Source organism: Allobosea sp. TND4EK4 (assembly GCF_900156025.1).
Taxonomy (GTDB): Bacteria; Pseudomonadota; Alphaproteobacteria; order Rhizobiales; family Beijerinckiaceae; genus Allobosea.
In genome coordinates, this window is record NZ_FTMO01000001.1 from 330,616 (window position 1) to 350,764 (window position 20,149).

The 20,149-nt window shown below is 67.2% G+C and carries 35 protein-coding genes; 34 read left to right on the forward strand and 1 reads right to left on the reverse strand.

Going from position 1 to position 20,149, the window contains the following annotated elements:
- Nucleotide 1: 1 nt before the first annotated feature.
- The 34 genes from BW981_RS01540 (at nt 2) to BW981_RS01710 (ending at nt 19,976) form a co-directional block, all read left to right on the forward strand.
- Complete coding sequence (locus BW981_RS01540; RefSeq protein WP_076435618.1) at nt 2-436, forward strand: hypothetical protein; 435 nt, start codon at nt 2-4, stop codon at nt 434-436.
- Entirely contained in the window at nt 433-945 is a 513-nt protein-coding gene (locus BW981_RS01545) for a helix-turn-helix domain-containing protein (RefSeq protein ID WP_076435619.1), read from the forward strand. The genes BW981_RS01540 and BW981_RS01545 overlap by 4 nt, the downstream gene beginning before the upstream one ends.
- Nucleotides 935-1,759: a DUF3164 family protein gene (locus BW981_RS01550; RefSeq protein WP_244560181.1), complete on the forward strand. Its 825-nt coding sequence runs from the start codon at nt 935-937 to the stop codon at nt 1,757-1,759. Before BW981_RS01545 ends, BW981_RS01550 begins: the two co-directional genes overlap by 11 nt.
- 11 nt (nt 1,760-1,770) lie before the next feature.
- The gene (locus BW981_RS01555) at nt 1,771-2,097 is read left to right on the forward strand and encodes a hypothetical protein (protein ID WP_076435621.1); all 327 of its coding nucleotides are present in this window, start codon (nt 1,771-1,773) and stop codon (nt 2,095-2,097) included.
- Between the two features lie 11 nt (nt 2,098-2,108).
- Nucleotides 2,109-2,324, forward strand: a complete 216-nt coding sequence (locus BW981_RS01560; protein WP_076435623.1) for a hypothetical protein — start codon at nt 2,109-2,111, stop codon at nt 2,322-2,324.
- On the forward strand, nt 2,321-2,593 hold the full coding sequence (locus BW981_RS01565; RefSeq protein WP_076435625.1) for a hypothetical protein: 273 nt from the start codon (nt 2,321-2,323) through the stop codon (nt 2,591-2,593). The genes BW981_RS01560 and BW981_RS01565 overlap by 4 nt, the downstream gene beginning before the upstream one ends.
- A gap of 361 nt (nt 2,594-2,954) precedes the next feature.
- On the forward strand, nt 2,955-3,269 hold the full coding sequence (locus tag BW981_RS01575) for a hypothetical protein (protein WP_076435629.1): 315 nt from the start codon (nt 2,955-2,957) through the stop codon (nt 3,267-3,269).
- Nucleotides 3,266-3,940, forward strand: coding sequence for a hypothetical protein (locus tag BW981_RS01580; RefSeq protein WP_076435630.1), 675 nt, complete (start codon nt 3,266-3,268; stop codon nt 3,938-3,940). Before BW981_RS01575 ends, BW981_RS01580 begins: the two co-directional genes overlap by 4 nt.
- Entirely contained in the window at nt 3,937-4,509 is a 573-nt protein-coding gene (locus BW981_RS01585; protein ID WP_076435632.1) for an MT-A70 family methyltransferase, read from the forward strand. Before BW981_RS01580 ends, BW981_RS01585 begins: the two co-directional genes overlap by 4 nt.
- A 2-nt stretch (nt 4,510-4,511) precedes the next feature.
- Nucleotides 4,512-4,751, forward strand: coding sequence for a hypothetical protein (locus BW981_RS01590; RefSeq protein ID WP_076435634.1), 240 nt, complete (start codon nt 4,512-4,514; stop codon nt 4,749-4,751).
- Complete coding sequence (locus BW981_RS01595; RefSeq protein WP_210188637.1) at nt 4,748-5,152, forward strand: regulatory protein GemA; 405 nt, start codon at nt 4,748-4,750, stop codon at nt 5,150-5,152. The genes BW981_RS01590 and BW981_RS01595 overlap by 4 nt, the downstream gene beginning before the upstream one ends.
- Nucleotides 5,149-5,385, forward strand: a complete 237-nt coding sequence (locus BW981_RS01600; protein ID WP_076435638.1) for a hypothetical protein — start codon at nt 5,149-5,151, stop codon at nt 5,383-5,385. Before BW981_RS01595 ends, BW981_RS01600 begins: the two co-directional genes overlap by 4 nt.
- A complete protein-coding gene (locus BW981_RS01605) occupies nt 5,382-5,744 on the forward strand; it encodes a hypothetical protein (RefSeq protein ID WP_076435640.1) in 363 nt (120 codons plus the stop codon). Before BW981_RS01600 ends, BW981_RS01605 begins: the two co-directional genes overlap by 4 nt.
- Before the next feature lie 90 nt (nt 5,745-5,834).
- Nucleotides 5,835-6,065, forward strand: a complete 231-nt coding sequence (locus tag BW981_RS01610; protein WP_076435642.1) for a DUF7940 domain-containing protein — start codon at nt 5,835-5,837, stop codon at nt 6,063-6,065.
- A complete protein-coding gene (locus tag BW981_RS01615; RefSeq protein ID WP_076435644.1) occupies nt 6,055-6,573 on the forward strand; it encodes a lysozyme in 519 nt (172 codons plus the stop codon). Before BW981_RS01610 ends, BW981_RS01615 begins: the two co-directional genes overlap by 11 nt.
- A 98-nt stretch (nt 6,574-6,671) precedes the next feature.
- Nucleotides 6,672-6,956: a hypothetical protein gene (locus tag BW981_RS01620; RefSeq protein ID WP_139333578.1), complete on the forward strand. Its 285-nt coding sequence runs from the start codon at nt 6,672-6,674 to the stop codon at nt 6,954-6,956.
- A 7-nt stretch (nt 6,957-6,963) separates the two neighbouring features.
- Nucleotides 6,964-7,158 carry a hypothetical protein gene (locus tag BW981_RS01625; RefSeq protein WP_175624017.1) on the forward strand — a complete coding sequence of 65 codons (195 nt, stop codon included), beginning with the start codon at nt 6,964-6,966 and terminating at the stop codon, nt 7,156-7,158.
- Nucleotides 7,155-7,511 carry a DUF2730 family protein gene (locus BW981_RS01630; RefSeq protein WP_076435650.1) on the forward strand — a complete coding sequence of 119 codons (357 nt, stop codon included), beginning with the start codon at nt 7,155-7,157 and terminating at the stop codon, nt 7,509-7,511. Before BW981_RS01625 ends, BW981_RS01630 begins: the two co-directional genes overlap by 4 nt.
- Nucleotides 7,508-7,807, forward strand: coding sequence for a VpaChn25_0724 family phage protein (locus BW981_RS01635; RefSeq protein ID WP_076435652.1), 300 nt, complete (start codon nt 7,508-7,510; stop codon nt 7,805-7,807). The genes BW981_RS01630 and BW981_RS01635 overlap by 4 nt, the downstream gene beginning before the upstream one ends.
- Before the next feature lie 3 nt (nt 7,808-7,810).
- Entirely contained in the window at nt 7,811-8,383 is a 573-nt protein-coding gene (locus BW981_RS01640) for a DUF3486 family protein (protein WP_076435654.1), read from the forward strand.
- A 43-nt stretch (nt 8,384-8,426) separates the two neighbouring features.
- A complete protein-coding gene (locus tag BW981_RS01645) occupies nt 8,427-10,013 on the forward strand; it encodes a hypothetical protein (protein ID WP_175624018.1) in 1,587 nt (528 codons plus the stop codon).
- Nucleotides 10,013-11,638: a DUF935 domain-containing protein gene (locus BW981_RS01650; RefSeq protein ID WP_076435658.1), complete on the forward strand. Its 1,626-nt coding sequence runs from the start codon at nt 10,013-10,015 to the stop codon at nt 11,636-11,638. The genes BW981_RS01645 and BW981_RS01650 overlap by 1 nt, the downstream gene beginning before the upstream one ends.
- A 144-nt stretch (nt 11,639-11,782) precedes the next feature.
- Entirely contained in the window at nt 11,783-12,493 is a 711-nt protein-coding gene (locus tag BW981_RS01655) for a phage head morphogenesis protein (protein WP_076435660.1), read from the forward strand.
- Nucleotides 12,490-13,026: a phage virion morphogenesis protein gene (locus tag BW981_RS01660; protein WP_076435662.1), complete on the forward strand. Its 537-nt coding sequence runs from the start codon at nt 12,490-12,492 to the stop codon at nt 13,024-13,026. The genes BW981_RS01655 and BW981_RS01660 overlap by 4 nt, the downstream gene beginning before the upstream one ends.
- 153 nt (nt 13,027-13,179) lie before the next feature.
- Nucleotides 13,180-14,286, forward strand: coding sequence for a phage protease (locus tag BW981_RS01665; RefSeq protein WP_076435664.1), 1,107 nt, complete (start codon nt 13,180-13,182; stop codon nt 14,284-14,286).
- A 37-nt stretch (nt 14,287-14,323) separates the two neighbouring features.
- Nucleotides 14,324-14,737 carry a hypothetical protein gene (locus BW981_RS01670; RefSeq protein ID WP_076435667.1) on the forward strand — a complete coding sequence of 138 codons (414 nt, stop codon included), beginning with the start codon at nt 14,324-14,326 and terminating at the stop codon, nt 14,735-14,737.
- Nucleotides 14,738-14,770: 33 nt separating this feature from the next.
- Nucleotides 14,771-15,670, forward strand: a complete 900-nt coding sequence (locus BW981_RS01675) for a Mu-like prophage major head subunit gpT family protein (protein ID WP_076435668.1) — start codon at nt 14,771-14,773, stop codon at nt 15,668-15,670.
- 71 nt (nt 15,671-15,741) lie between these two features.
- Nucleotides 15,742-16,302: an HI1506-related protein gene (locus tag BW981_RS01680; RefSeq protein WP_076435671.1), complete on the forward strand. Its 561-nt coding sequence runs from the start codon at nt 15,742-15,744 to the stop codon at nt 16,300-16,302.
- Nucleotides 16,303-16,449: 147 nt separating this feature from the next.
- The gene (locus tag BW981_RS01685; protein WP_076435673.1) at nt 16,450-16,875 is read left to right on the forward strand and encodes a gp436 family protein; all 426 of its coding nucleotides are present in this window, start codon (nt 16,450-16,452) and stop codon (nt 16,873-16,875) included.
- The gene (locus BW981_RS01690) at nt 16,872-17,453 is read left to right on the forward strand and encodes a hypothetical protein (RefSeq protein ID WP_076435675.1); all 582 of its coding nucleotides are present in this window, start codon (nt 16,872-16,874) and stop codon (nt 17,451-17,453) included. The genes BW981_RS01685 and BW981_RS01690 overlap by 4 nt, the downstream gene beginning before the upstream one ends.
- Nucleotides 17,450-17,647 carry a DUF2635 domain-containing protein gene (locus BW981_RS01695; RefSeq protein WP_076435677.1) on the forward strand — a complete coding sequence of 66 codons (198 nt, stop codon included), beginning with the start codon at nt 17,450-17,452 and terminating at the stop codon, nt 17,645-17,647. Before BW981_RS01690 ends, BW981_RS01695 begins: the two co-directional genes overlap by 4 nt.
- 12 nt (nt 17,648-17,659) lie before the next feature.
- Nucleotides 17,660-19,120, forward strand: a complete 1,461-nt coding sequence (locus BW981_RS01700; RefSeq protein WP_244560182.1) for a phage tail sheath subtilisin-like domain-containing protein — start codon at nt 17,660-17,662, stop codon at nt 19,118-19,120.
- A gap of 59 nt (nt 19,121-19,179) precedes the next feature.
- Nucleotides 19,180-19,542 carry a phage tail tube protein gene (locus BW981_RS01705; RefSeq protein WP_076435679.1) on the forward strand — a complete coding sequence of 121 codons (363 nt, stop codon included), beginning with the start codon at nt 19,180-19,182 and terminating at the stop codon, nt 19,540-19,542.
- On the forward strand, nt 19,539-19,976 hold the full coding sequence (locus BW981_RS01710; protein WP_076435682.1) for a hypothetical protein: 438 nt from the start codon (nt 19,539-19,541) through the stop codon (nt 19,974-19,976). The genes BW981_RS01705 and BW981_RS01710 overlap by 4 nt, the downstream gene beginning before the upstream one ends.
- Here BW981_RS01710 and BW981_RS01715 read toward each other — a convergent pair.
- Nucleotides 19,957-20,145 (reverse strand): hypothetical protein, encoded by a 189-nt coding sequence (locus BW981_RS01715; protein WP_076435683.1) that lies wholly within the window; start codon nt 20,143-20,145, stop codon nt 19,957-19,959. The two genes, BW981_RS01710 and BW981_RS01715, sit on opposite strands and share 20 nt — an antisense overlap.
- Nucleotides 20,146-20,149: the final 4 nt, after the last annotated feature.

The following is a 20,149-nucleotide window of genomic DNA, read 5'->3' on the forward strand; positions in this document are numbered from 1 at the left end:
CATGGCCAGCTCCCTTCCCATCGACTTGCGGTTCGTCGCTGCATTCCTCCGGCGGTCGGCCCGATCGGGCGTCGGCCTCACGCCGGACCAGTGCGAGCGGACCGCTGAGCTGCTGCTTGAGGCCGGCAAGGAAGCCGATCGCGTCGTCGCCCAGGCCGAGCTCGTCCCGGAGATTGAAGACGAGCTGCTGCTCGTCGCCGGCGACCTCGACCGTGTCGCGGCCGAGCCCGTTTCATCCGGCTATCAAGCGGCCTTGAAGGCCCAGCAGCAGGAACTCCAGCGCATGCTGGATGCGGAGGGGCCGCAGCCAGTCTCGCGTCCCGGCCTCTCCGCCCTCGCCATGCCGATCGCCGGCAGCAACGTCACCACCTTCCCCATCGTGCCGCGGCCGCGGCCGCATGCCCTCGACGATCGTTCCGGCGGAGACGCGGCATGAGCGACCGTCACGTCAGCTTCGACATGGTGGTGCACGCCGTCTGCGCCGTGTCCGGTCGCTCGCGGCTCGAGATCTTTCACGACGACAAGGGGCCTGTGGAGCTGCAGCAGCTACGCCAGCTCTGCTGGTGGCTCGCGCGCAAGGTCACGCCGCTGTCCTTCCCGGTGATCGGCCAGCTCTCGCGCGGCCGCCACCACGCCAGCGTGATCCATGGCGTCGACAAGATCGAGGAGTTGCGCCGCGTCAGCCCGCAGTTCCGGCAGCAGACCGACGCCATCATGGGCACCCTGCTGGCGCTGGAGCGCGCCGGCATCCACCGCCTGGCCGAGAGCGCCGATCCCCTCGCCACCGCCCGCCGGATCATGGCCGCGCCGGAGCGCGAGGCCACCCGCGTGCCCGTCGCCGACATCGTCGCGATGTCCCGCCTGATCGTCGAGCTGCTCGGCGAAGACGACAGCCCGACGCCTTCCCCGCTTTCCTCCCAGATGGAGCAATCCGATGCAGCTTGAGAACGTCTCGCGCGAAGCCCTCGGCCGCGCCGCCTATGAAGCTCTCGGCGGGGACGGCGACATGCCGGCCGTCGCTTATGAAGCTCTGACCGCAGAAGGGCGTAAGGTCTACGAGCGCGTCGCCGAAGCCGTCATCACACACGCTGGCCTCCATGCCCCCGCCGAAGACGTCCTGGATGAAACCGCCGCCGTCTCGGCAGGCATCGTCGAGGTGGGCGGCACGAAGTTCATGCAGGACGCCAAGGGCAACCTGATCGCCCTTGGCCAGATCAAGCCGCAGCGGGTTCTCGAAGACGAGATGGTCCGCAAGGTGATGCGCTTCGCACAGGACCTGTCGGCGCAGATCAGCCGCTTCAAAGGCCACACCTTCGAGGATTTGGCCGCCTTCCAGTCACTGTTGGAGCAGCAATACGGCGCCAAGGCGGGCGGCCCGAAAGGCAACGCCACCTTCTCAACCTTCGACGACAGCATGCGCGTCGAAGTGAAGATCGCCGACCAGATCGCCTTCGGGCCCGAGCTGCAGGCAGCCAAGCGCCTGGTCGATGAGTGCCTGAAGGAATGGGGCTCCGATAGCCACGAGGTGCTGCGCTCGCTGGTGAACCGCGTCTTCAGCGTCGAGAAGGAGGGCCAGATCAACCGCGGCGAGCTGTTCTCCCTGCTCGCCATGGAAGTCGAGGACACGCGCTGGGTCAGCGCCATGGAGGCCATCCGTGACAGCATCCGCGTGATCGGCACGAAGGCCTATCTCCGCTTCCGGACCCGCGACGAGCAGGGTGCCCTCCAGACGGTCACCATCGACCTCGCAGCCGCGTGAGGGAGGCGAACATGGCGCTCGATCGAGACAACGAAGCCGTTTCGCCACTGATCAACGGGATCTCTTTTCAGACGACCACCGCCCTGGTCAGCACTCTCGGCGCCCTGCGGGGGCAAGGTCACAGCCCGGCTGTTGCCTCCACCATCGTGCTCGACGCGGTCCTGATGTCGGCCATCTCGCTGTTGAAGACGGCCGTCAACAACGACCTCGTGGGGGTGACGGCGCCGATCGGCGACGTTCTGCACCAGCGGCTCGATCAGCTGCTGAAAATGCAGTTCCGGGTTCATGCGCAGCGAGCTGACGGGTCTTTTGACCCGGCCGGCCAGGCGATGAGCTGAGGGGGGGCCGCATGTCGCTTCGCTCCCCGCACCCAACGCCAGCCGACTTCCCGAGAGAGGCGCTCGTCCAGGTCGATACCTTCGACCACGAGAAGGGCGAGCTGCATTTCACCGCGCGCGTCGTCGGCCCGAGCTCCGAAAGCCACCTCCGGATTCGCACCGATGACGGCCTGGTCTTTGCCGTCCCGGCCGCGGACTGCCGGATCATCGCAGGAGAGCCGATATGAGCGTCCTGCTCTCCAAGGCCGAGCATGGCCAATGCCGCTGGATCGTCTGTGAGCCCGTTCCGGCCAGGAAAGGCGAGCCGCGCGACATCTTCAACGGCCGCCGTGTCTGCGGCGCGCCCGTGCTGCGCAACAGCAGCTACTGCCTAAGCCACCACATGATCGCCTACGCGCCGGTCGCGTCCGCTCCGGCGCCGGCCCACGACTTCACCGTCGTCCGCCGCACGCCCGGTCTCGAAACCCTGCCGGAACTGACGGATATCTTCGAATGACTCGGCTTCAAGCAATCAGGCCTGCGTCAATGCGACTTGTCTGGGTGCAAGGCCATCCAGGTGCCGGCCGAAGCCAGGATGCACCCGAGCCAAAAGATAGGTCCCAAGGAAGTAAGGGTGTGAAAGAAATCCAGCACCCAGCTCTGCTGCACCATTGCGTGGACGACGGCGTCCGATGCTACGGGGGACTTCTCAAAGAGTGCGCTAACAATCGGCCATCCGCCGATCAAGAGCAAAACGACACCAACTGCGGCGATAGCAAGGCCGACCATCTAAGCTACCCCTCTTCGGGTTACAGGAATTCAGCCTGTACTCGAAAGCGAAGCAACTCACGAATCGACGCTCCAGTAGGGGCGCTAGCATGACCTTCCCGAAGGTCTCCCTGGCCCAGCAACGGGAAGCCGTCGAATTCGCGCTCCGGCGCCAGCAAAGCCTGTGCAACGGCGCGAAGAACATCCGTGAGCTCCGTCCGGAGGCGCAGGCCCGCTACGACGCCGACCGGCTCGAAGCAGCGGTGAAGACTCTGCGCTGGCTGCAGTCGCACGAGCCCGAGATCCGCAAGCTGCTGGAGATCCCGGCCGAGCGCCGCGCCCTGCTCTGGAACCACATGGGCGAGGTCGCGGAGCTGCTCGACGGCAAGGCCTCGAAATCGGCTGGCGGGGAGCCGGCGCGATGAGAGTGCTGGTCGCGTGCGAACGCTCTGGCATCGTCCGACGCGCCTTCGCGGCGCGTGGCCACGACGCTTGGTCGTGCGACCTGATGGCCGCTGAGGATGGCAGCAACCGCCATGTGACCGGCGACGCTCGTGAAATGCTTGGCGACGGTTGGGATCTGCTCGTCGTCGCGCATCCCCCGTGCACCAGGCTCTGCAACTCCGGAGTGCGCTGGCTGTCGACGCCGCCACCAGGGCGCACTCGGGATGAGATGTGGGCGGAGCTTGAAGAGGGCGCCGCTCTCTTCTCGGCCTTCTGGAACGCGCCGATCGAGCGGATCTGCGTCGAGAACCCGATCATGCATCGCCACGCCAAGGCGCGCATCGTCGACTATGCCCGGCCGGCGCAGATCATTCAGCCATGGTGGTTTGGCGAACCCGTATTCAAGGGCACCGGCCTTTACCTTCGCCGCCTGCCCGAGCTGCGCCCGACCAACCGTCTGACACCCCCGGCACCTGGCTCGACCGAGCACAAGGCCTGGTCCGCGATCCATCGCTCGTCTGGCTGGAACCCTGATCGGGCTCGTGATCGCTCGCGCTTCTTTGCGGGGATTGCGGAGGCGATGGCCGATCAGTGGGGCGACCTGGACGGCCTCGCCCCTTTCCAGCGCGAGCTGTTCGAGGTGTCGGCATGAACTGGCGCTTCGGCGATCTCGTCCCGATGTCCTTCGACTTCGTCATGGTGGATTTCCCATGGCGCTTCGAGGCGTGGAGCGAGGCGGGAAAGAAGGAAAAGGCGCCCGAGGCGCACTACAAGACGCTCTCGATCGAGCAGTGCGCCACCTTCCCGATCGCCGATCTCGGCCGCGGCGATGCGATCTATTGGGTGTGGGCGACGCATCCGATGATCGACCAGCAGATCGCGCTCTGCCGTCGCCTCGGGCTGAAGTTCGTCACGACCGGCGTGTGGGTGAAGACCACGAAGAACGGCAAGCTGGGCTTCGGCACGGGCTATCGTCTGCGCTGCGCCTCGGAGCCCTTCATCATCTGCACGCTCGGCCGGCCGGAGAGTGTTCGCACGATCCGCACCGCCTTCCTGGCGCCGCTCGGTCGCCATTCCGAAAAGCCGGACGAGGGCTATGCGATCGCCGAGCGGATGATGCCGCAGGCGCTGCGCCGTGCCGACATCTTCTCACGCCGCAATCGCCCAGGCTGGACCAGCTGGGGCGACGAGGCGGGCAAGTTCGATCGCGAGGCCGCCTGACCATGCGCCGCTTCCTTGCCCCGCGCCCAGCCCCGTCCGACGCCAGCGCGATCTCCGTGCTACTAGCGAAGGACGAGCTCCGGCGCCTGGATGAGGAGCGCGAGAAGATGGCCGCGGTCATCGCGCGGGTGGCGCCGCGCCGTTCAACCATCGTTGAAACCGAATTGAAGCGGCTGACGAAGCGCCGGGTCGAGCTGGTCGCCGCGATCGCCCGAAGCACACCGAGGAGCTCGTCCCGATGAGCCACCCCGCCATGCTCGCCAAGATCCACATCGCGAAGAAGGAGCTTGGGCTCCAGGACGCGGAATATCGCGCGCTGCTGCAGCGTGTCGGCAAGGTCGCCAGCGCAAAGGATCTCTCCGAGAAGGCGGCGATCGCCGTCATCGACGAATTCAAGCGCCTCGGCTGGCAGCCGCGCGAATCCACCAGGCCGCCGGCCGAGCGCGCCGAAACCCGCAAGATCTATGCGCTGTGGGGCGCGCTGCATGCCGGCCCGCTTGATCGCGACGCCCTGCGAGCCTGGGTGCTCGGCCGCTTTCAGGTCGCCGCGCCGGAATTCCTGAAGCCGCTGCAGGCGCGCGAGGCGATCGAGCAGCTCAAGGCCTGGCAGAAGCGCCTCCTGGCGGAACGGAGCCCGCGATGATCCACGTTACCGATCATGCTCTCGTCCGCTTCCTGGAGCGTTCCGGCGCGCTCGATGTCGAGCAGCTGCGCCGAATGATCTCCAGCTCGCTGGAGCGGGGACGCAAGGCGGCCGAGCGCGCGGGCGTCGCCGAATTCGCCATCTGTGTCGATGGGCTGCGCTACGTCGTCGAGGACAGCACCCTCGTTACCGTCATCGCCGATGACCGCGACCGACGCCGGAGGCGGCGATGAGCGGCCTGCCGCCAGCCACTGAGGACGTCGCCCGCTTCGTCGATCTGGTCGGCGCAGACGCGACCTTGAAGCTGCTCGAGGCGCGGGGCGGCACGCGCCTGTGGATCCCGGAAAGATCGGAGGACAGCACACTCGCCGAGATCGTCGGGCTTGACGCGGCTGTGCAGTTGTACCGAAAGTACGGCGCCGGCGAGATCAAGGTTCCGCTCGGTCGGCAGTGGCGGGTGCTCTGCTACATCGCCATGGGCCTGAACCGCAGCCAGACGGCCCTGCGGGCAGGCTGCACCGAAAATACGGTGCACGACATTCTTCAGCGCCTCGGGCGTCCTCAGGCCGCCCAGCTCGACCTGTTTCCCTGACCGCCCCGATCTCGGGGCGTGCCGGTTCGCGGCCAATCCTCGCATCCTTTGCGCTCTTGCCGGGCCGACGTCCGGCACCGGAGCCGCCTCGTGAAACTTGTCTGGAACTGGAAGCGCGTGCTGAGGCACGCCTGGTCGATCCGCCTCATCGTCGCGGCGGGCCTCTTGTCGGGTGCCGAGATCGCGCTGCCGCTGATCCGCGAGGTCGTCCCGCTCCCCGCCGGCGTCTTCGCCAGCCTTTCCTTCCTCGCAACCGCTGGCGCCTTCATCGCGCGCCTGGTGGCGCAGGAGACCGTTTCGGGGGCGGCCGATGGCGAGTAGGCGCGCCAAGCTCGCGATCGCCAGCGCCGCCACGGCAGTGACGCTGGCGACGACGGCGCTGATCCAGCCCTGGGAGGGGCTGGTCACCAGCTCGCATTGGGATCGCTACGCCAAAATCTGGGACATTTGCTACGGCGAGACGCGCGTCGACGGAAAGCCGGTGCGCCCGGGCATGAGCTTCCCGCCGGTCGAGTGCAAGGCGATGCTCTCCAGGCGCGTCATGGCCGACTATTACGTTCCGCTGACCCGCTGCATCGCCGGCTTCGCCGACAAGCCGAAGAGCTGGCAGGCCGTGGCGATCTCCACCTCCTACAATGTCGGCGTCGGCGCCATCTGCAAGTCCACGGCGGCCGAACTCGGCCGGCAGGGGCGCTATCGCGAGAGCTGCGAGGCCTTCACCCGTTTCAACCGCGCCGGTGGCCAGATCGTCGAAGGGCTGAAGCGCCGGCGCGAGGATGGCGACGCCCAGCGCATCGGCGAGCGCGAGCTCTGCCTGGAGGGCCTGTGATGCTCTCGGCATGGGCGGCAAGGAACTGGAAGGCAATCGTTCTCGTCCTCGTCGTCGCGGGGTTGTTCGCAGCCGGCGGCGTGGGCTTCTGGCGGGGTTTGGTCGAGATCGGCCGGCGGCAGGACAAAGCTGCGGCGATCGCCCGCGAGCTTCAGGACGCCAAATGGAAGGCGCAGATCGCCGAGGCGAATGCAGCCGTCTCCGCCGCCCAGGCCGGCCAGGCCATCGCGTCCGCCCGAGCCGACGCCGCAACCCGCGATGCGGAAGCGCGGTTTCAAGAGCAGTTGAAGCAGTTGGAGACGAACGATGCGGCCCTTGCTGGCGGTGCTGATCTGGGGCTCCGGCGCGATCGCGTCCGGGTGCTCGGCGGTGCCAGGCCCTGAGCCGACCGTGAAGGTCGAATTCCTCAAGCCCGAGATTCCGGTGGCGGCCCGCCAGCGCTGCGCCGATCCCGTGCGCCTGCCGGACCGGGACCTCTCCGCGAGCGAGGTCACCACGGGTTGGGGCCGGGACCGCACATCCCTGCGCATTTGCGAGTCGAGACGGGCGGCTGCGGTCGCGGCCGTCGATGGAGCCGCCCCGTGAACGACTTTATCGGCTTCATGCAGAACTATGGCTCGGCACTGGTGCTGATCAGCCAGCTCGCCGTGCTGGCGATCGCGACCAAGTTCGTCACCCGCGCCGATCATGAGCGGGCGATTTCGTCCCTGGATGGCAAGTTCGTTCATGCCGTCGAGAAGATCGACAAGGTCGAGGACCGGGTGTCGGCACTGGAGAACGAGTTCCGGCACCTTCCCGATCGCGGCTCGGTCCATACCATCCAGCTGTCCCTGGCCGAGTTGAAGGGCGAGATGCGCGCCATGGGCGAACAGCTGAAGCCTGTCGCGGCCATCTCCGAGCGCTTGCAGGAATTCTTGCTGGAGCAGGCCAAGCGATGAGCATGGACCGCATCATCCGCGAGGAAGCCCGCCTGGTTTTGCTGCGCGCGCTCGACGAGCAGCCCGATGGCCGCCTGAACTCCGAACTGCTGCGCCAGACGCTGGAGCTCTACGGCATCACCAAGAGCCGCGAGTGGGTGCATGACGAGCTTAACTGGCTCGGCGGCATGGGCGCGGTTTCCGTTCTCACCGCCGGCACAGTGCGGGTTGCGTCCCTGACGGCAAAGGGTGCCGACCATGTCGGGCGCCGCCTTGTCATCGAGGGCGTCAAGCGTCCGTCGCGCCAGGAGGCTTGAGCCATGGCCGGGACGAAGAACCGGCTCTCGTCCCTAGACCTCGTCCCGGACGAGGCGCAGGACGACATCGTCTGGGCGATCGGCGAGCTCAATCAGCGGCAGCGTACCCAGCAGGACATTCTTTTCGAGCTGAACGACCGCCTCGCTGCAAAGGGCGTCGATCCGATCAGTTCCTCTGCCTTCAACCGCAAGGCGCTGAAGCTGCGCGCCGTGCAGATCCGGCTCGATGAGGCGCGCCATATCTTCACCGGCATCGCCGATCAGTTCACGCCGGAGAAGGTCGACGACAACAACATCGTCCTCGGCGAATTCATCAAGATGCTCGTCTTCGAGCTCACCCAGGCCGACACCGCCGAGCGCTCCCCCAAGCAGGCCATGGAGCTCGCCCGCGCCTATCACGACACCATCAAGGGCCAGGCCATGTCCGCCGTGCGCCGCACGAAGCTGGAGGGCGAGTTCAAGGCCAAGGCCGAGGCGGCGATCGAGAAGGTCGGCAAGGTCAAGGGCCTGTCGGCCGAGGTGACCGAGACCTTCAAGCGCGAGCTGTTCGGGGTACGCGATGAACCCGGCAAGTGAAGCGCCGACGGCTGACCGGCCGACGCGTGAGCGATGGGGGGATTTGAGGCGCCAGCAGGGCCGCGCCACGTCGGCCGACTGGCGCGAGACTTCTGTCCTGCTCGACTACCAGGCCGAGATCGTCCGTCAGTGCGCGGTTCATGACGTCGTCGTGGTGGAGAAGAGCCGGCGGACCGGCGCGACCTGGGGTGCCGCTGCCGACGCAGTGCTGCGCTCCGCCTCGTCCCGTGCCGATGGTGGCATGGACACCCTCTACATGGGCACTTCGCACGACATGGCGAAGGAGTTCATCGACGCTGCGGCCAACTGGGCACGGCTCTTCGAGAAGGCTGTCGTCTCCACCGGCGACGTGATTTTCGACGACGGATCCGACAAGGGCGTCCAGGCGCTCAAGATCGACTTCGCCTCCGGCTTCTCGATCGTCGCGTTGTCCTCGAAGCCGCGCTCGCTGCGCGGCCGCCAGGGCTTCGCGGTTCTGGACGAGGCGGCCTTCGTCGACAATCTCGCGGAGCTGATCAAGGCGGCCATGGCGTTCCTGATCTGGGGCGGCAAGGTCCTGGTGATCTCGACCCATAACGGCGCCGACAACCCGTTCAACCAGCTGATCACCGACATTCGCGCGGGTCGGCTGCGCTATGGCCTGATCCGCTTCGACCTGGACGACGCGCTGCGCGACGGCCTCTTCGAGCGCATCTGCCTGATCAATCCGCACAAGCACGGCGACTGGACGCCGGAGAAGGAAGCCGACTGGCGCGAGAAGCTGATCTCGGACTACGGCGATGGCGCCGACGAGGAGCTTTACTGCATTCCGAGCCAGGGCTCCGGCGCCTGGCTGCCGGGGCCGCTTATCGAAGCGCGCATGGTCGACGCGCCAGTGCTGCGCCTGTCGTTCCCGGACTCCTTCACCCTGCTGCCGGAGCACGTCCGCCAGGCTGAGGTCCGGCGTTGGATCGAGACCGAACTGGATCCCGTAATGGACGCCACTCTCGACCCCGCGCTCCAGACGGGCTTCGGCATGGACATCGGCCGGCTGCGAGATCTGACCGTGATGTGCCCGATGCAGATCACGCGGACGATGCGCCGCTTGATCCCGTTTATGGTCGAGCTCGCCCGCGTGCCGTTCCAGCAGCAGGAACAGATCCGCGACGCGATCGTTCGGCGGCTACCCCGCTTCATCGGCGGCCGTACCGACGCCACCGGCATCGGTGCGAGCCTGGCGGAATCGGGCACGCAGCGCTTCGGCGAGGCCATGGTTGGCGTGAAGTTCTCGACCGAGTGGTATCGGACCGAGATGCCGCCGGTGAAAGCGGCTTTCGAGGATGATGCGATCTCGGTTCCGCGCGATGCCGAGGTCAGCGCCGATCTGCGCGCCTTCAAGATCATCCGCGGGATCGCAAGCCTGCCGGCGGTCCGCACCGCGGCCGGCGCCGGCGGCACTCGTCACGGCGACGCTGGCATCGCCATCGTGCTGGCCTATTCGGTGACCCGCATGCCCTTCGTTCCCTACAGCTACCAGCCCGTAAGTTCGGGCGGCCCTTCGGCGCTGGACGGTCCTCGCGGCTTCGGCGCCAGCGATGACGACGAGCCCCGCAGCTTCCTGACGCCGCGCCTGCGCGGAGGAGCTTTCTGATGGCGCGCATCTCCAAGATCCTAGGGCCTGACGGGGTCCCCATCGACTACGAGGACCTGTTCGGCCCGCCCAAGGCCGGCCCGACGCTGACCGGCGTGCGATCGCCGATCTCTGGCCATCCGGCCGATGGGCTGACCCCGTCGCGCCTGGCGTCGATCCACCGTGCGGCAGCCACCGGCAACGCGCTCGCCTGGCTTGAGCTCGCCGAGGACATCGAGGAGCGCGACCCGCATTACATGTCCGTTCTGGGCACTCGCCGCCGGGCGATCGCCCAGCTCCCGATCAACGTCGAGGCCGCCAGCGACGACACGGAGCATGTCCGCCACAAGGACTTCCTGGTTGAGTGGCTGAAGGAAGGCGTGCTCGAGCTCGCGCTCTTCGACATGCTCGACGCGATCGGCAAGGGCTTCTCCGTCATGGAGACGGACTGGGAATCGACGCCCGAAGCGGTGCTGCCGCGGTGCTTCGACTATCGCCCGCAGCGCTGGTTCGACTTCGACCTGACCGATGGCGAGACTGTCGTGCTCGCTGAAGGCGTGACGCGCGAGCCGCTCTCGCCCCACAAGTTCATCGTCCACCGCCATAAGGCCAAAAGCGGGCTCACCATCCGCTCCGGGCTCGCCCGCGTCGCGTCCTGGTCGTGGATGTACAAGGCCTTCACGTCGAAGGACTGGGCGATCTTCACCCAGAACTATGGGATGCCCACGCGTGTCGGGAAGTTCGACCGCGCCGCGTCCGACGCCGACAAGGAGGTGCTGTGGCGCGCCGTCGCCAACATCGCCGGGGACTGCGCCGCGATCATCCCGAAAGAGATGGAGATCGAGTTCGTCTCGGTCGAGAAGGGAACTGGGACGCCGGGGCAGCTCTATGAGCGACGGGCCGATTGGCTCGATCGCCAGATTTCGAAGCTCGTCCTCGGCCAGACCACGACCACCGACGCGGTCTCCGGCGGGCACGCGGTCGCCCAGGAGCATCGCCTCGTCCAGGAGGATCTGGAGCGGGCGGACGCAAAGCTGCTCTCGGCCTCGCTGACCAGGCAGCTCGTCCCGCTGATCATCGCGCTCAATTTCGGACCGCAGGCGAAGTATCCCCGGCTCAACATCGGTCGGCCCGATGAAGTGCCGTTGAACGACGTCGTCAACGCGGTCGAGAAGCTTGGACGGCTCGGGCTCAGGGTCGAGGCAAGCGAGCTGCGCGACCGCCTCGGCTTCTCCGAGCCTGCTCCCGATGCCGAAGTGATCGGCGGACTCCCGCCGGCGCCGAAGCCGGAAACGCAGAAGCCCGCCGCCATCCCTTTCGTCCCAGGCAAGCCGTCCCCGCTCGAGCAGCTCCGCCATATCGTCTCCCGCCACGCCTCGGCGCCGGAGCCGGACCTGGTCGAGAAGCTGACCGAGCAGCTGGCCCAGGACGCCGCTGGCGCGATGGCGGGCCTCACGGCCGAGATCCGCGCCGCCTTCGACGCGGCGACCGACATGCAGGATCTGGCACAGCGCCTGGCGCTGATGCAGCTCGATCCGAAGGCGCTGGCCGAAGCGATGGGCCGCGGACTGGCTCTCGCCCATATGGCGGGCCGGGCCGCGCTCCTCGAGGAGGCAGGAGGCCGTTCAGGTGGCGGCGCAGTCTGAGCAGCGGCCCGGCCAGCGGGATAGGGGCGGCAAGGCCCCTAGCTTGCTTCAATTTCGGTTTCAAAAAAATCCCCGGGCCGTTGAGGCCCTGAGCGCCAGGGGCCGCCAGCGGGCTTCTGTGAGGCTCGGCGTCCGAGGCGCATCATGAGCGAGTTCTCGACCATCACCGCGGTGCTGGATCTGCCCTTCGACGAGGCGATCGCCTTCCTGCGCCAGAAGGTCAATCTGACCTCGACCGGCTGGACCGATGTATTCGGCCGCGCCAACGCGAAGGGCTTCACGGTGGCCGGCGCGACCACCGATGCGCTGGTGGCGGACTTCCAGGCAGAGATCGACAAGGCGCTGGGACAGGGCACCACCCTTCAGGAATTCCGCGCGGCCTTCGACGACATCGTGAAGAAGCACGGTTGGGAGCATACCGGCCGGCCGGGCTGGCGCTCCCGCGTGATCTACGAGACCAATCTCTCGATGGCTTATTCCGCCGGCCGCTATGTCCAGCAGACCGAGCCGGAGACGCTCCTCGCCTTCCCGTACTGGCAATACGTCCACTCCGGTGCGCGCCATCCGCGCAAGCAGCATCTCGCCTGGAACGGCCTCGTGCTCGCCGCTACCGATCCGTTCTGGGACTGGGCCTATCCGCCGAACGGCTGGGGCTGCGGCTGCCGCGTCAGCCCGCTCAGTGAAACCCGTTTGAAGCGGCAAGGCCGCACGGGCGTTGACCAGGCGCCGGAGCGGATTCCGACGACGACGATCGTGAAGCGGACCGGCGAGGTTCTGAAGGGCTCCCTCGGGGTCGATCCCGGTTTCGACTACAACCCGGGCAAGGCCTGGCAGGAGATCGCTCCGCAGCCATGAGCGGGATCCAGCTCATCACCCGCATGGACGTGTCGCAGGCGCAAAGCGTGTTCCAGCGTCTCTCCCGGGCTGTGTCGGACACCGCGCCGATCATGCGCGCGATCGGCACGGGCCTGGTGACGTCGACGCAGGACCGGATGGACGAGGGCGTGGGTCCGGATGGAGCAACCTGGGCGCCGCTCAATCCCGTGTATGCCGCAGGCAAGAAGGGACCCGGGATCCTGCGCGAGCGTGCGATGCGCGGTGGCCTTCAGAGCTCGATCACCTATCGCGCTCGGAACGACCAGGTCGCGGTCGGTTCGAACAAGATCTATGCCGCGATCCACCAGCAGGGTGGCGTCATCCGACCAAAGGGCTCGGGCCGCCTGGTCTTCCGCCTCGGCAACCGCATCGTTCACGCGCGCTCGGTGACGATCCCGGCCCGGCCTTATCTCGGCATCAGCAACGAGGATCGCGAGATGATCATCGATGTGCTGAAGGGCGCCCTTGATCGGGCCATCGGTTCCGGGTCATCATCGCCGCGCCGGCACTGATCTCGGGCCTGCCCGAGATCAGCCTCTCAAGGCGGAAGTCGGCAACAGCCGACGCCCGGCTCGGCCCGCCACTTCCCCTCCCGCCATCGTCATAGGCGCCGCCCCGATCTCGGGGCGTGCCGCGCTGCGTTCGCCTCGGCCAGATTGGCCGGGATGAAGACGTTCGTTTCCTCCCTCCACTTCCAGATCCCGGCGGCGGCCGGTGTGCCCGAATGGGTGCACCTGACGCCCGCCGGGACTTTTTCGGGGCAGGACGGACGCGGACCTTTCAAGCTCGAGGACGCCGAAGATGTGATCCGCAGCTCCATGGCGTCCGGTCGCCTCGCGATCGACGAGAACCACGCCATCGACGTTGCCGGCCCCCAGGGCCACCCCTCGCCGGCGCGCGGCTGGATCGTCGAGATGCAGGCCCGGCCTGACGGTCTCTGGGGCCGTGTCGAATGGACCTCCGCCGGCAAGGTGCTGATGGAGGACAAGGCCTATCGCGGCATCTCGCCGGTGATCGTGGCCCGCAAGGAAGGCGGCGCAGTCGTGAAGCTGCTGCGCGCCGCGCTGACCAACGATCCCAACCTCACCCTGACCACGCTGCACAACCGGAGCGATTCCATGGATTTCATCGCCAAGCTGCGCCAGGCGCTCGGCCTTCCCGCCGACGCGACCGAGGACACGCTGCTGACCAGCGTCTCGGCGCACGCCGTCGCAGGAGCCGCGCTCGGCAAGGTCGCCGACGCGCTCGGCCTGGCCGCCGGTGCCAAGGCCGACGACATCGTCGCGGGCGCTGCCGCCAAGGCTGCCGACGCCGGCAAGCTCACGACGATCGCCGCGCACTGCAAGGCGGCCGGCCTGGAGCTGGAGAAGCTCACCCCGTCCGAGCTGCAGACGCAGCTGATGGCGCGCGGTGCGGCTGCCTCCGAGGCCGAGCTGCGCCAGACGGTCGTCTCGCTTCAGTCGCGCCTCGAAACCCTCACCACCGATCAGGCGAAAGAGAAGGCCGTCGCTTTCGTCGATGGCGCGATCGCGGCTGGCAAGCCGATCCTGCCGCTGCGCGACCACTACATCGCGCGCCACCAGAAGGACGCCGCCTCGGTCGAGACCGAGATCAACGCCTTCGTCTCGATCCATGCCGGCGGCGTGGTGAAACCGCCGAGGCCGGCGGAAGGCGGGCTTGATGCCGAGGAGCTGGCCGCGGCCGAGCTCATGGGCGTCGACCCGAAGAAGTTCGCCGAGAGCAAAGCCGAGCTGGCGAAGCGCTTCGGCTGATCGCCGGCCGCCCCGCGTCCCACGGAGACCTTGATCGATGACCGCCCTCAACGCCGACCGCAACACGCCGACCCGCAAGTCCGACCTCCTGGAGCGCCCGGCGGCTGCGGCCAAGCGGTATTACGCCGGCGCGCTGCTGGCGCTCGACGCCAATGGCCGCCTGGTGCCCGGCGCCACCGCGACCACGCTGAAGGGCGTCGGCCGCTGCGAAGGTTTCGTCGACAATGCGGCCGGCGCCGACGACGCCGTCACCGTCAAGGTCCGGCGCGGCAGCTTCCGCTGGAACAACTCGACCGCCGGCGACGCGATCACCGCCGCCGATATCGGGGCCGATTGCTACATCGTCGACGACCAGACGGTGGCGAAGACCAACGGAACGAACACGCGTTCGGTGGCCGGCAAGATCATGGATGTGGACGCCCAGGGCGTCTGGGTCCGCTCCGGCCTCTGACGGCCGGCCCTTTTCCTCTCAGAGGCGCTTCACATGCAGATCAACCAGGCTTCCCTCCGAACGCTGTTCATCGGCTTCAACGCCGCCTTCAAGACCGGTCTGGATAGCCAGGCTGCTACGCAGTTCGGGCGCATCGCCACCGTCGTGCCGTCGACTACGCGCGAGCAGGACTATGGCTGGCTCGGCAAGGTGCCGAACGTGCGGCAATGGGTCGGCGATCGCGTCGTCCATAACATTACCCAGGGCGGCTATACGATCCGCAATCTGCCCTATGAGGTGACGATCTCGGTCTCGCGCCCCGACATCGAGGACGACAATCTCGGGATCTACGGCCCGCTCTTCACGGAACTCGGCTCGGCCTCCGGCTCGCATTACGACCAGCTCGTCTTCGCGCTGCTGAAGGCCGGCTTTTCGACCAACTGCTACGACAAGCAGTACTTCTTCGATACCGACCACCCGGTGATCGCGGAGGATGGCGTCACCATCAACTCGGTCGCCAACACCGATGGCGGGTCCGGTACGCCCTGGTTCCTGATCGACGACAGCCGCTTCCTGAAGCCGATCATCCTGCAGAAGCGCAAAGCCTGGAACCTCGTCTCCATGGACAAGGAGACCGACGCCAACGTCTTCGACCGGCAGGAGTACGTCTACGGCACCGACGCCCGTCACAATGTCGGGTTCGGTTTCTGGCAGTTCGCCTGGGGCTCCAAGCAGACGCTGGATGCGGACCACTACGCGACGGCCCGTTCCTCGCTGATGTCGATGAAGGGCGATCATGGTCGGCCGCTCGGCATCAAGCCGCGTCTGCTCCTCGTGCCGCCGGGCCTTGAAGGGGCCGCCAACCGACTGATGACCAACGACCACCTTCCCAACGGTGCCTCCAACGAGTGGAAGGGCACCGCCGAGGTCATGGTCTGCCCTTGGCTCGCCTGACCGCGACGTCCTGTCACGAGCCGCCGGCGATCCCGGCGGTTCCATAGAGAACGCCCCCACCGGAGATCATCATGACCATCATCGGGTCCCGCCTTCACCTCATGGCCGCGGTGGCGCTCTCCGCCGCCGACATGGGCAGCGCCGCGGCGGCTGCCGCCGGCGTCGCCACCATCCGCATCATCAGCCGAGCCCATGACGGCTTCCGGCGCGGTGGCATCGCTCATTCTTCCGACGAGACCTATCCGCTGTCGCGCTTCACGGATGGCCAGCTCAAGCTGATCCAGGACGAGCCGATGCTGACCACGATCATCAGCCATCCGCTGCCGAGCGGCGATGTGGTGGCCGAGATCCACACGCCGACGCCGAACCCGCCGACGGTTCCCGATGGCGTGCTGGATCCGCCGCTTGCGGATGGGGTCGCCGCCTCGCCGGAGAAGCCGCTGCCGCCCGGAACGGAGCGTCTGGCTGCGCTCCTCGAACTCGTGCCCAGCTTCGCAATCGGCGACTTCACCCAGGCCGGCCTGCTGCGCGCCGAAGCGCGTCGTCGCATCGCGACGCAGATCGGCTTCGAGCCCACCGACGAGGAAGTCCGCGAGGTTGGCGAGGCCTACGTCAAGCAGCGCCGCGACTGACGAAATACCCCCGAGAGCGGGTCCGGGTCGCCTTCGCACGATGGGCAGCCTGGTTAGGAGGAGAAAGCTTCGGCTTGGCTCTGTCCCGGACATCCCAAGACCTGACGGCCGCCGGCGTGCGGGGCGGCCGTCGCTTTGGGAACCACCATGGCCTACGCCACCGTCCAGGACATGATCGGCCGCTACGGCGAGAGGGAGATGCTCCGGCTCTCCTCTGTCGACGGCGAGCTGCCGGAGACTGTGACGGCGGGGCCGGTCGAGCAGGCAGTTGCCGACGCCGACAGCATCATCGATTCCTATTTGCGCAAGCGCTACCCGGTGCCGCTGGCACCCGTTCCCCAGGTCATCACCCGCGCCTCCTGCCTCCTGGCCCGGTACGAGCTCAGCACCGGCGGGGATCGAGAGCCGGCGACGCAGGTGATCAACGACCGCAAGGACACCATCGCCTGGCTGACGCAGATCGCCGCCGGAACGGTCTCGCTCGAGGGCGTTGCGCCGGTGCTGCCATCCAGCGTCGGCCGGACGCAGGACCGCGAGCGCATGTATGGCGTCTTCGGGGAGCGCGGCCTATGAGCGAGCTCGATCCGATCTCGGCGGCCTTCGGCGCGCTTCAGCCACGGCTTCAAACCTTCTTCAAGCCCAAGCTCTGGGACTTCCACATCGTCGCCGACCCCATGTCGATCGACGAGTTCAAGGCGATCGTGCGCCGCACGCCCTGCCTTGGCCTTGGCTGGCGTCAGTTCAACCCCGCGCCCTCCGACAAGGTGATCGGCCGGCGGTTCCAGGGCAATCTCGGCCTGCGGCTCACCATCGTGGTCAAGAACCCGAACGGCCCGAAGTCGCGCTTCCTCAGCGACGCCGCCGGCCCGGGCCTGTTCCCGTCGATTGCCAGCGCGATCGCGCTCGTCAACGGCTTCACCGTTGCGGGCCTCGGCACCTTTGCCATCGGCGCCGCCGCCCAGGCCTATGCCGAGGGCTACGACGCCGCTGGCATGGCGATGGCCACGGTGGACATCGGGCTGCTCACCGCGATCGGCGATGTCGACGGCGACCTCGCGAACGCGCCCGGCTTCCTCCGCATGATCTCCGAATTCGAGCCCTGGCCGGATGGCCAGGAGCGCGACGCCCCCCTCGATGTGAGGCAGCCATGAGCGACGAACGCAAATTCCTGAAGGCGGCCGAAGGCCGGACCGTCCGCCGCGAGCAGGACGGCTCGCCTTGGCCGGCCGAGGGCGACTGGGCGGAACTCTCGCTCTTCGTCCGCCGCCGTCTCGATGACGGCGACTTGGTCGAGGCCGAGCCGCCGAAGCCGGCCAGGCCCGCCAAGCCCGAAGGCGACAAGTAAGGATCCGCAGCGATGATCAACTTTAACGAGATCCCGTATGACTGGCGCGTCCCCGGCACCTATGTCGAGGTGCGCCCGAACTACCAGAACATGGGGCTGGTCGCGTTCCCGACCCGCGTCGTCGCTTTCGTGCAGAAGCTCGCCGCCGGCATCGCAGTCGCTGGCCAGCTTTACGAGATCACTCGGGCGGAAGACGCCACCGTGCTGTTCGGCGCTGGGTCGATCGGTCAGCAGATGGTCGCCGCCTTCAAGAAGGTGAACAAGACGACGCGCTTCTATGCGATCGCGCTCGCCGACAACGGCGCCGGCGTGAAGGCGACGAAGACCATGACCTTCACCGGTTCCGGCTCGGGCACGATCCCGATCTATATCCAGAACCGCCGGGTCCGCTGCGCGGCAACCGCGGCCATGAGCGTGACCCAGCTCGCGACCGCCGCCGTCGCGGCGATCAACGCTGACGCCGACATGCCCGTCGTGGCGACCTCGGCCGCCGGCGTCGTGACCTTGACCGCCAAGCATGCCGGCGAATGCGGCAACGCGATCGATGTCCGCCTGCGCAAGTTCGCCGAGGAGGTCCTGCCCGGTACGATCGCGGTGGCGATCGCCGCCGGCACGGCCGGCTCAGGCAACCCTGACGTGGCTACGCTGATCGCGGCCCTCGCCAACGAGTGGCTCACCGACCTCATCATGCCCTGGGACGACGCCGCCAATCTCGCGGCCCTCACGGGCGAGCTCGCCGCGCGCTACCAGGCGATGGGCAGGAAGGACGGTCACGCCTATGTCGGGCACGCCGGCACCTATGGCCAACTGGGCACCAAGGGCGCGCTGACCAACTCGCCCTATCTCTCGCCGATCGGCGCCAAGAATGCGCTCTCGGCACCGTGGGAGTGGGCTTCGGTGATCGCCGGCATCTGCGCCTTCCAGCTCACCAACGATCCGGCGCGCCAGCTGCGCGGGCTGGAGCTAACGGGCATTGCCGGCCCCGAGTCGGTCGACTGCTTCACCGATACCGAGCGGGACCTCCTGTTGCGCCAGGGCATCTCGACCTGGAACCGCCTGGCAGACGGCACGATCGTGATCGAGCGCGTCATCACCGCCTACAAGACGACGTCGCTCGGGGCGCCGGACACCGCCTTTCTCGACATCATGGTGCCGAAGACGGCGACGCGGATCCGATACGACTGGGCGACCTATGTCACGCTGCTCTATCCGCGCCACAAGCTTGCCGACGACGACAGCCCGGCCGCGAACAACAACGACGCGGTGGTCACGCCGCGCCGCATGCACGGATCCTGGGCAACGCGCTGCAAGCTCTACGAGCGCCAGGCCTGGATCGAGGATGTCGCCGAGACCGTCGCCCAAAGCAGCTTCGAGCGCGATGTCAGCGACAAGAATCGCATGAACTCCCGGCAGATCATCAGGATGATCGGCAACCAGATGGTGCTCGCCGCGGCGCTCGAATTCCTGGCCTGACGTCGAGTCGGTCGAAGCCTATCAGCCGGCGCTTCAAGGCGCCTTGAAAGGAGAACGCGATGACGCAGACGCTCGGCATCATCGACATCGTCTGGAAGGGCCGGAATATCCCGGTCGAGAAGGGGGCCAAGCTCAAGCTCGGCGGCATCAAGAACAATCCCGTCGTCTATGGCCGCAAGGTCGGCCGCGCCGGCGAGTACGAGGCCTCGACGATCGAGGCGACGACCGCCTACGAGCGCGGCCAGAGCGTCAAGGCGCTCTACACCAACGAGGAAGGCGAGCTGCAGGTGCTTTGCGACACCGGGCAGACCTTCGTCTGGCCCGACGCCTTCCTGACCGACAACCGCGAGCTCACCGGCGGCGAGGGCGGCAAGGTCGGCCTCAAATGGGCTGGTGGTGACTATGAGGAGATCGTGAATTGAAACCCGAGGCAAACGACGTCGTCGTCATCGACGATACGGATGAGGCAGCCGGCGCGATCGCGAACACCGCGACCGACGCGATCGTCATCGAAACCGAGGATGGCGAGGATCTCGGCAAGGCCGAGCTGCCGGACCGCGCCACGCTCAACGATGACGGCTCGGTCACGCTGAAGCTGGTCAAACCGGTCACGCTTCGGATCAAGACCGGCTCCGGCAAGGAGCGCGACGAAGTCTACGAGTCCTTGGCGTTTCATGAGCTCACCGGGCTCGATATCCGCCTGGCCTCCCAGGAGAGCGATGAGATCAAGCGTACCATCGTCTTCCTCGCCAGGGCGACGCGGATGTCGGTTGCGCGCATGAACGTCCTCTTCGACCGGCTCTCCTCGCGCGACGTGAAGGGGGCGACCGACGTCATCACCTACTTTCAGGGCTGATTGCCCTGAAGAATGGTGGCTGATCGTCGGTGCCGTCGCCCGCTATTTCGGCGGCGGCTTCGACAAGGCCGAGGCCCTGACGCTTCGCGAGCTGCGCTGGCAGCACAACATTGCCGCCCAGCTCGAGGAGCGCGCGGCCGCCGAGATCGAGCGGCAGAAGGCCGGGCAAGGAT

Bases quoted from the DNA above. Each gene is read 5' to 3' on its own strand.
- BW981_RS01700 (WP_244560182.1), top strand. From the start codon at position 17,660: ATGATCAACTTTAACGAGATCCCGTATGACTGGCGCGTCCCCGGCACC.
- BW981_RS01585 (WP_076435632.1), top strand. From the start codon at position 3,937: ATGAACTGGCGCTTCGGCGATCTCGTCCCGATGTCCTTCGACTTCGTC.
- BW981_RS01600 (WP_076435638.1), top strand. From the start codon at position 5,149: ATGATCCACGTTACCGATCATGCTCTCGTCCGCTTCCTGGAGCGTTCC.
- BW981_RS01670 (WP_076435667.1), top strand. From the start codon at position 14,324: ATGACCGCCCTCAACGCCGACCGCAACACGCCGACCCGCAAGTCCGAC.
- BW981_RS01705 (WP_076435679.1), top strand. From the start codon at position 19,180: ATGACGCAGACGCTCGGCATCATCGACATCGTCTGGAAGGGCCGGAAT.
- BW981_RS01640 (WP_076435654.1), top strand. From the start codon at position 7,811: ATGGCCGGGACGAAGAACCGGCTCTCGTCCCTAGACCTCGTCCCGGAC.
- BW981_RS01580 (WP_076435630.1), top strand. From the start codon at position 3,266: ATGAGAGTGCTGGTCGCGTGCGAACGCTCTGGCATCGTCCGACGCGCC.
- BW981_RS01565 (WP_076435625.1), top strand. From the start codon at position 2,321: ATGAGCGTCCTGCTCTCCAAGGCCGAGCATGGCCAATGCCGCTGGATC.
- BW981_RS01685 (WP_076435673.1), top strand. From the start codon at position 16,450: ATGGCCTACGCCACCGTCCAGGACATGATCGGCCGCTACGGCGAGAGG.
- BW981_RS01555 (WP_076435621.1), top strand. From the start codon at position 1,771: ATGGCGCTCGATCGAGACAACGAAGCCGTTTCGCCACTGATCAACGGG.
- BW981_RS01650 (WP_076435658.1), top strand. From the start codon at position 10,013: ATGGCGCGCATCTCCAAGATCCTAGGGCCTGACGGGGTCCCCATCGAC.
- BW981_RS01575 (WP_076435629.1), top strand. From the start codon at position 2,955: ATGACCTTCCCGAAGGTCTCCCTGGCCCAGCAACGGGAAGCCGTCGAA.
- BW981_RS01560 (WP_076435623.1), top strand. From the start codon at position 2,109: ATGTCGCTTCGCTCCCCGCACCCAACGCCAGCCGACTTCCCGAGAGAG.
- BW981_RS01545 (WP_076435619.1), top strand. From the start codon at position 433: ATGAGCGACCGTCACGTCAGCTTCGACATGGTGGTGCACGCCGTCTGC.
- BW981_RS01675 (WP_076435668.1), top strand. From the start codon at position 14,771: ATGCAGATCAACCAGGCTTCCCTCCGAACGCTGTTCATCGGCTTCAAC.
- BW981_RS01540 (WP_076435618.1), top strand. From the start codon at position 2: ATGGCCAGCTCCCTTCCCATCGACTTGCGGTTCGTCGCTGCATTCCTC.
- BW981_RS01690 (WP_076435675.1), top strand. From the start codon at position 16,872: ATGAGCGAGCTCGATCCGATCTCGGCGGCCTTCGGCGCGCTTCAGCCA.
- BW981_RS01615 (WP_076435644.1), top strand. From the start codon at position 6,055: ATGGCGAGTAGGCGCGCCAAGCTCGCGATCGCCAGCGCCGCCACGGCA.
- BW981_RS01595 (WP_210188637.1), top strand. From the start codon at position 4,748: ATGAGCCACCCCGCCATGCTCGCCAAGATCCACATCGCGAAGAAGGAG.
- BW981_RS01660 (WP_076435662.1), top strand. From the start codon at position 12,490: ATGAGCGGGATCCAGCTCATCACCCGCATGGACGTGTCGCAGGCGCAA.
- BW981_RS01605 (WP_076435640.1), top strand. From the start codon at position 5,382: ATGAGCGGCCTGCCGCCAGCCACTGAGGACGTCGCCCGCTTCGTCGAT.
- BW981_RS01590 (WP_076435634.1), top strand. From the start codon at position 4,512: ATGCGCCGCTTCCTTGCCCCGCGCCCAGCCCCGTCCGACGCCAGCGCG.
- BW981_RS01695 (WP_076435677.1), top strand. From the start codon at position 17,450: ATGAGCGACGAACGCAAATTCCTGAAGGCGGCCGAAGGCCGGACCGTC.
- BW981_RS01655 (WP_076435660.1), top strand. From the start codon at position 11,783: ATGAGCGAGTTCTCGACCATCACCGCGGTGCTGGATCTGCCCTTCGAC.
- BW981_RS01550 (WP_244560181.1), top strand. From the start codon at position 935: ATGCAGCTTGAGAACGTCTCGCGCGAAGCCCTCGGCCGCGCCGCCTAT.
- BW981_RS01635 (WP_076435652.1), top strand. From the start codon at position 7,508: ATGAGCATGGACCGCATCATCCGCGAGGAAGCCCGCCTGGTTTTGCTG.
- BW981_RS01665 (WP_076435664.1), top strand. From the start codon at position 13,180: ATGAAGACGTTCGTTTCCTCCCTCCACTTCCAGATCCCGGCGGCGGCC.
- BW981_RS01680 (WP_076435671.1), top strand. From the start codon at position 15,742: ATGACCATCATCGGGTCCCGCCTTCACCTCATGGCCGCGGTGGCGCTC.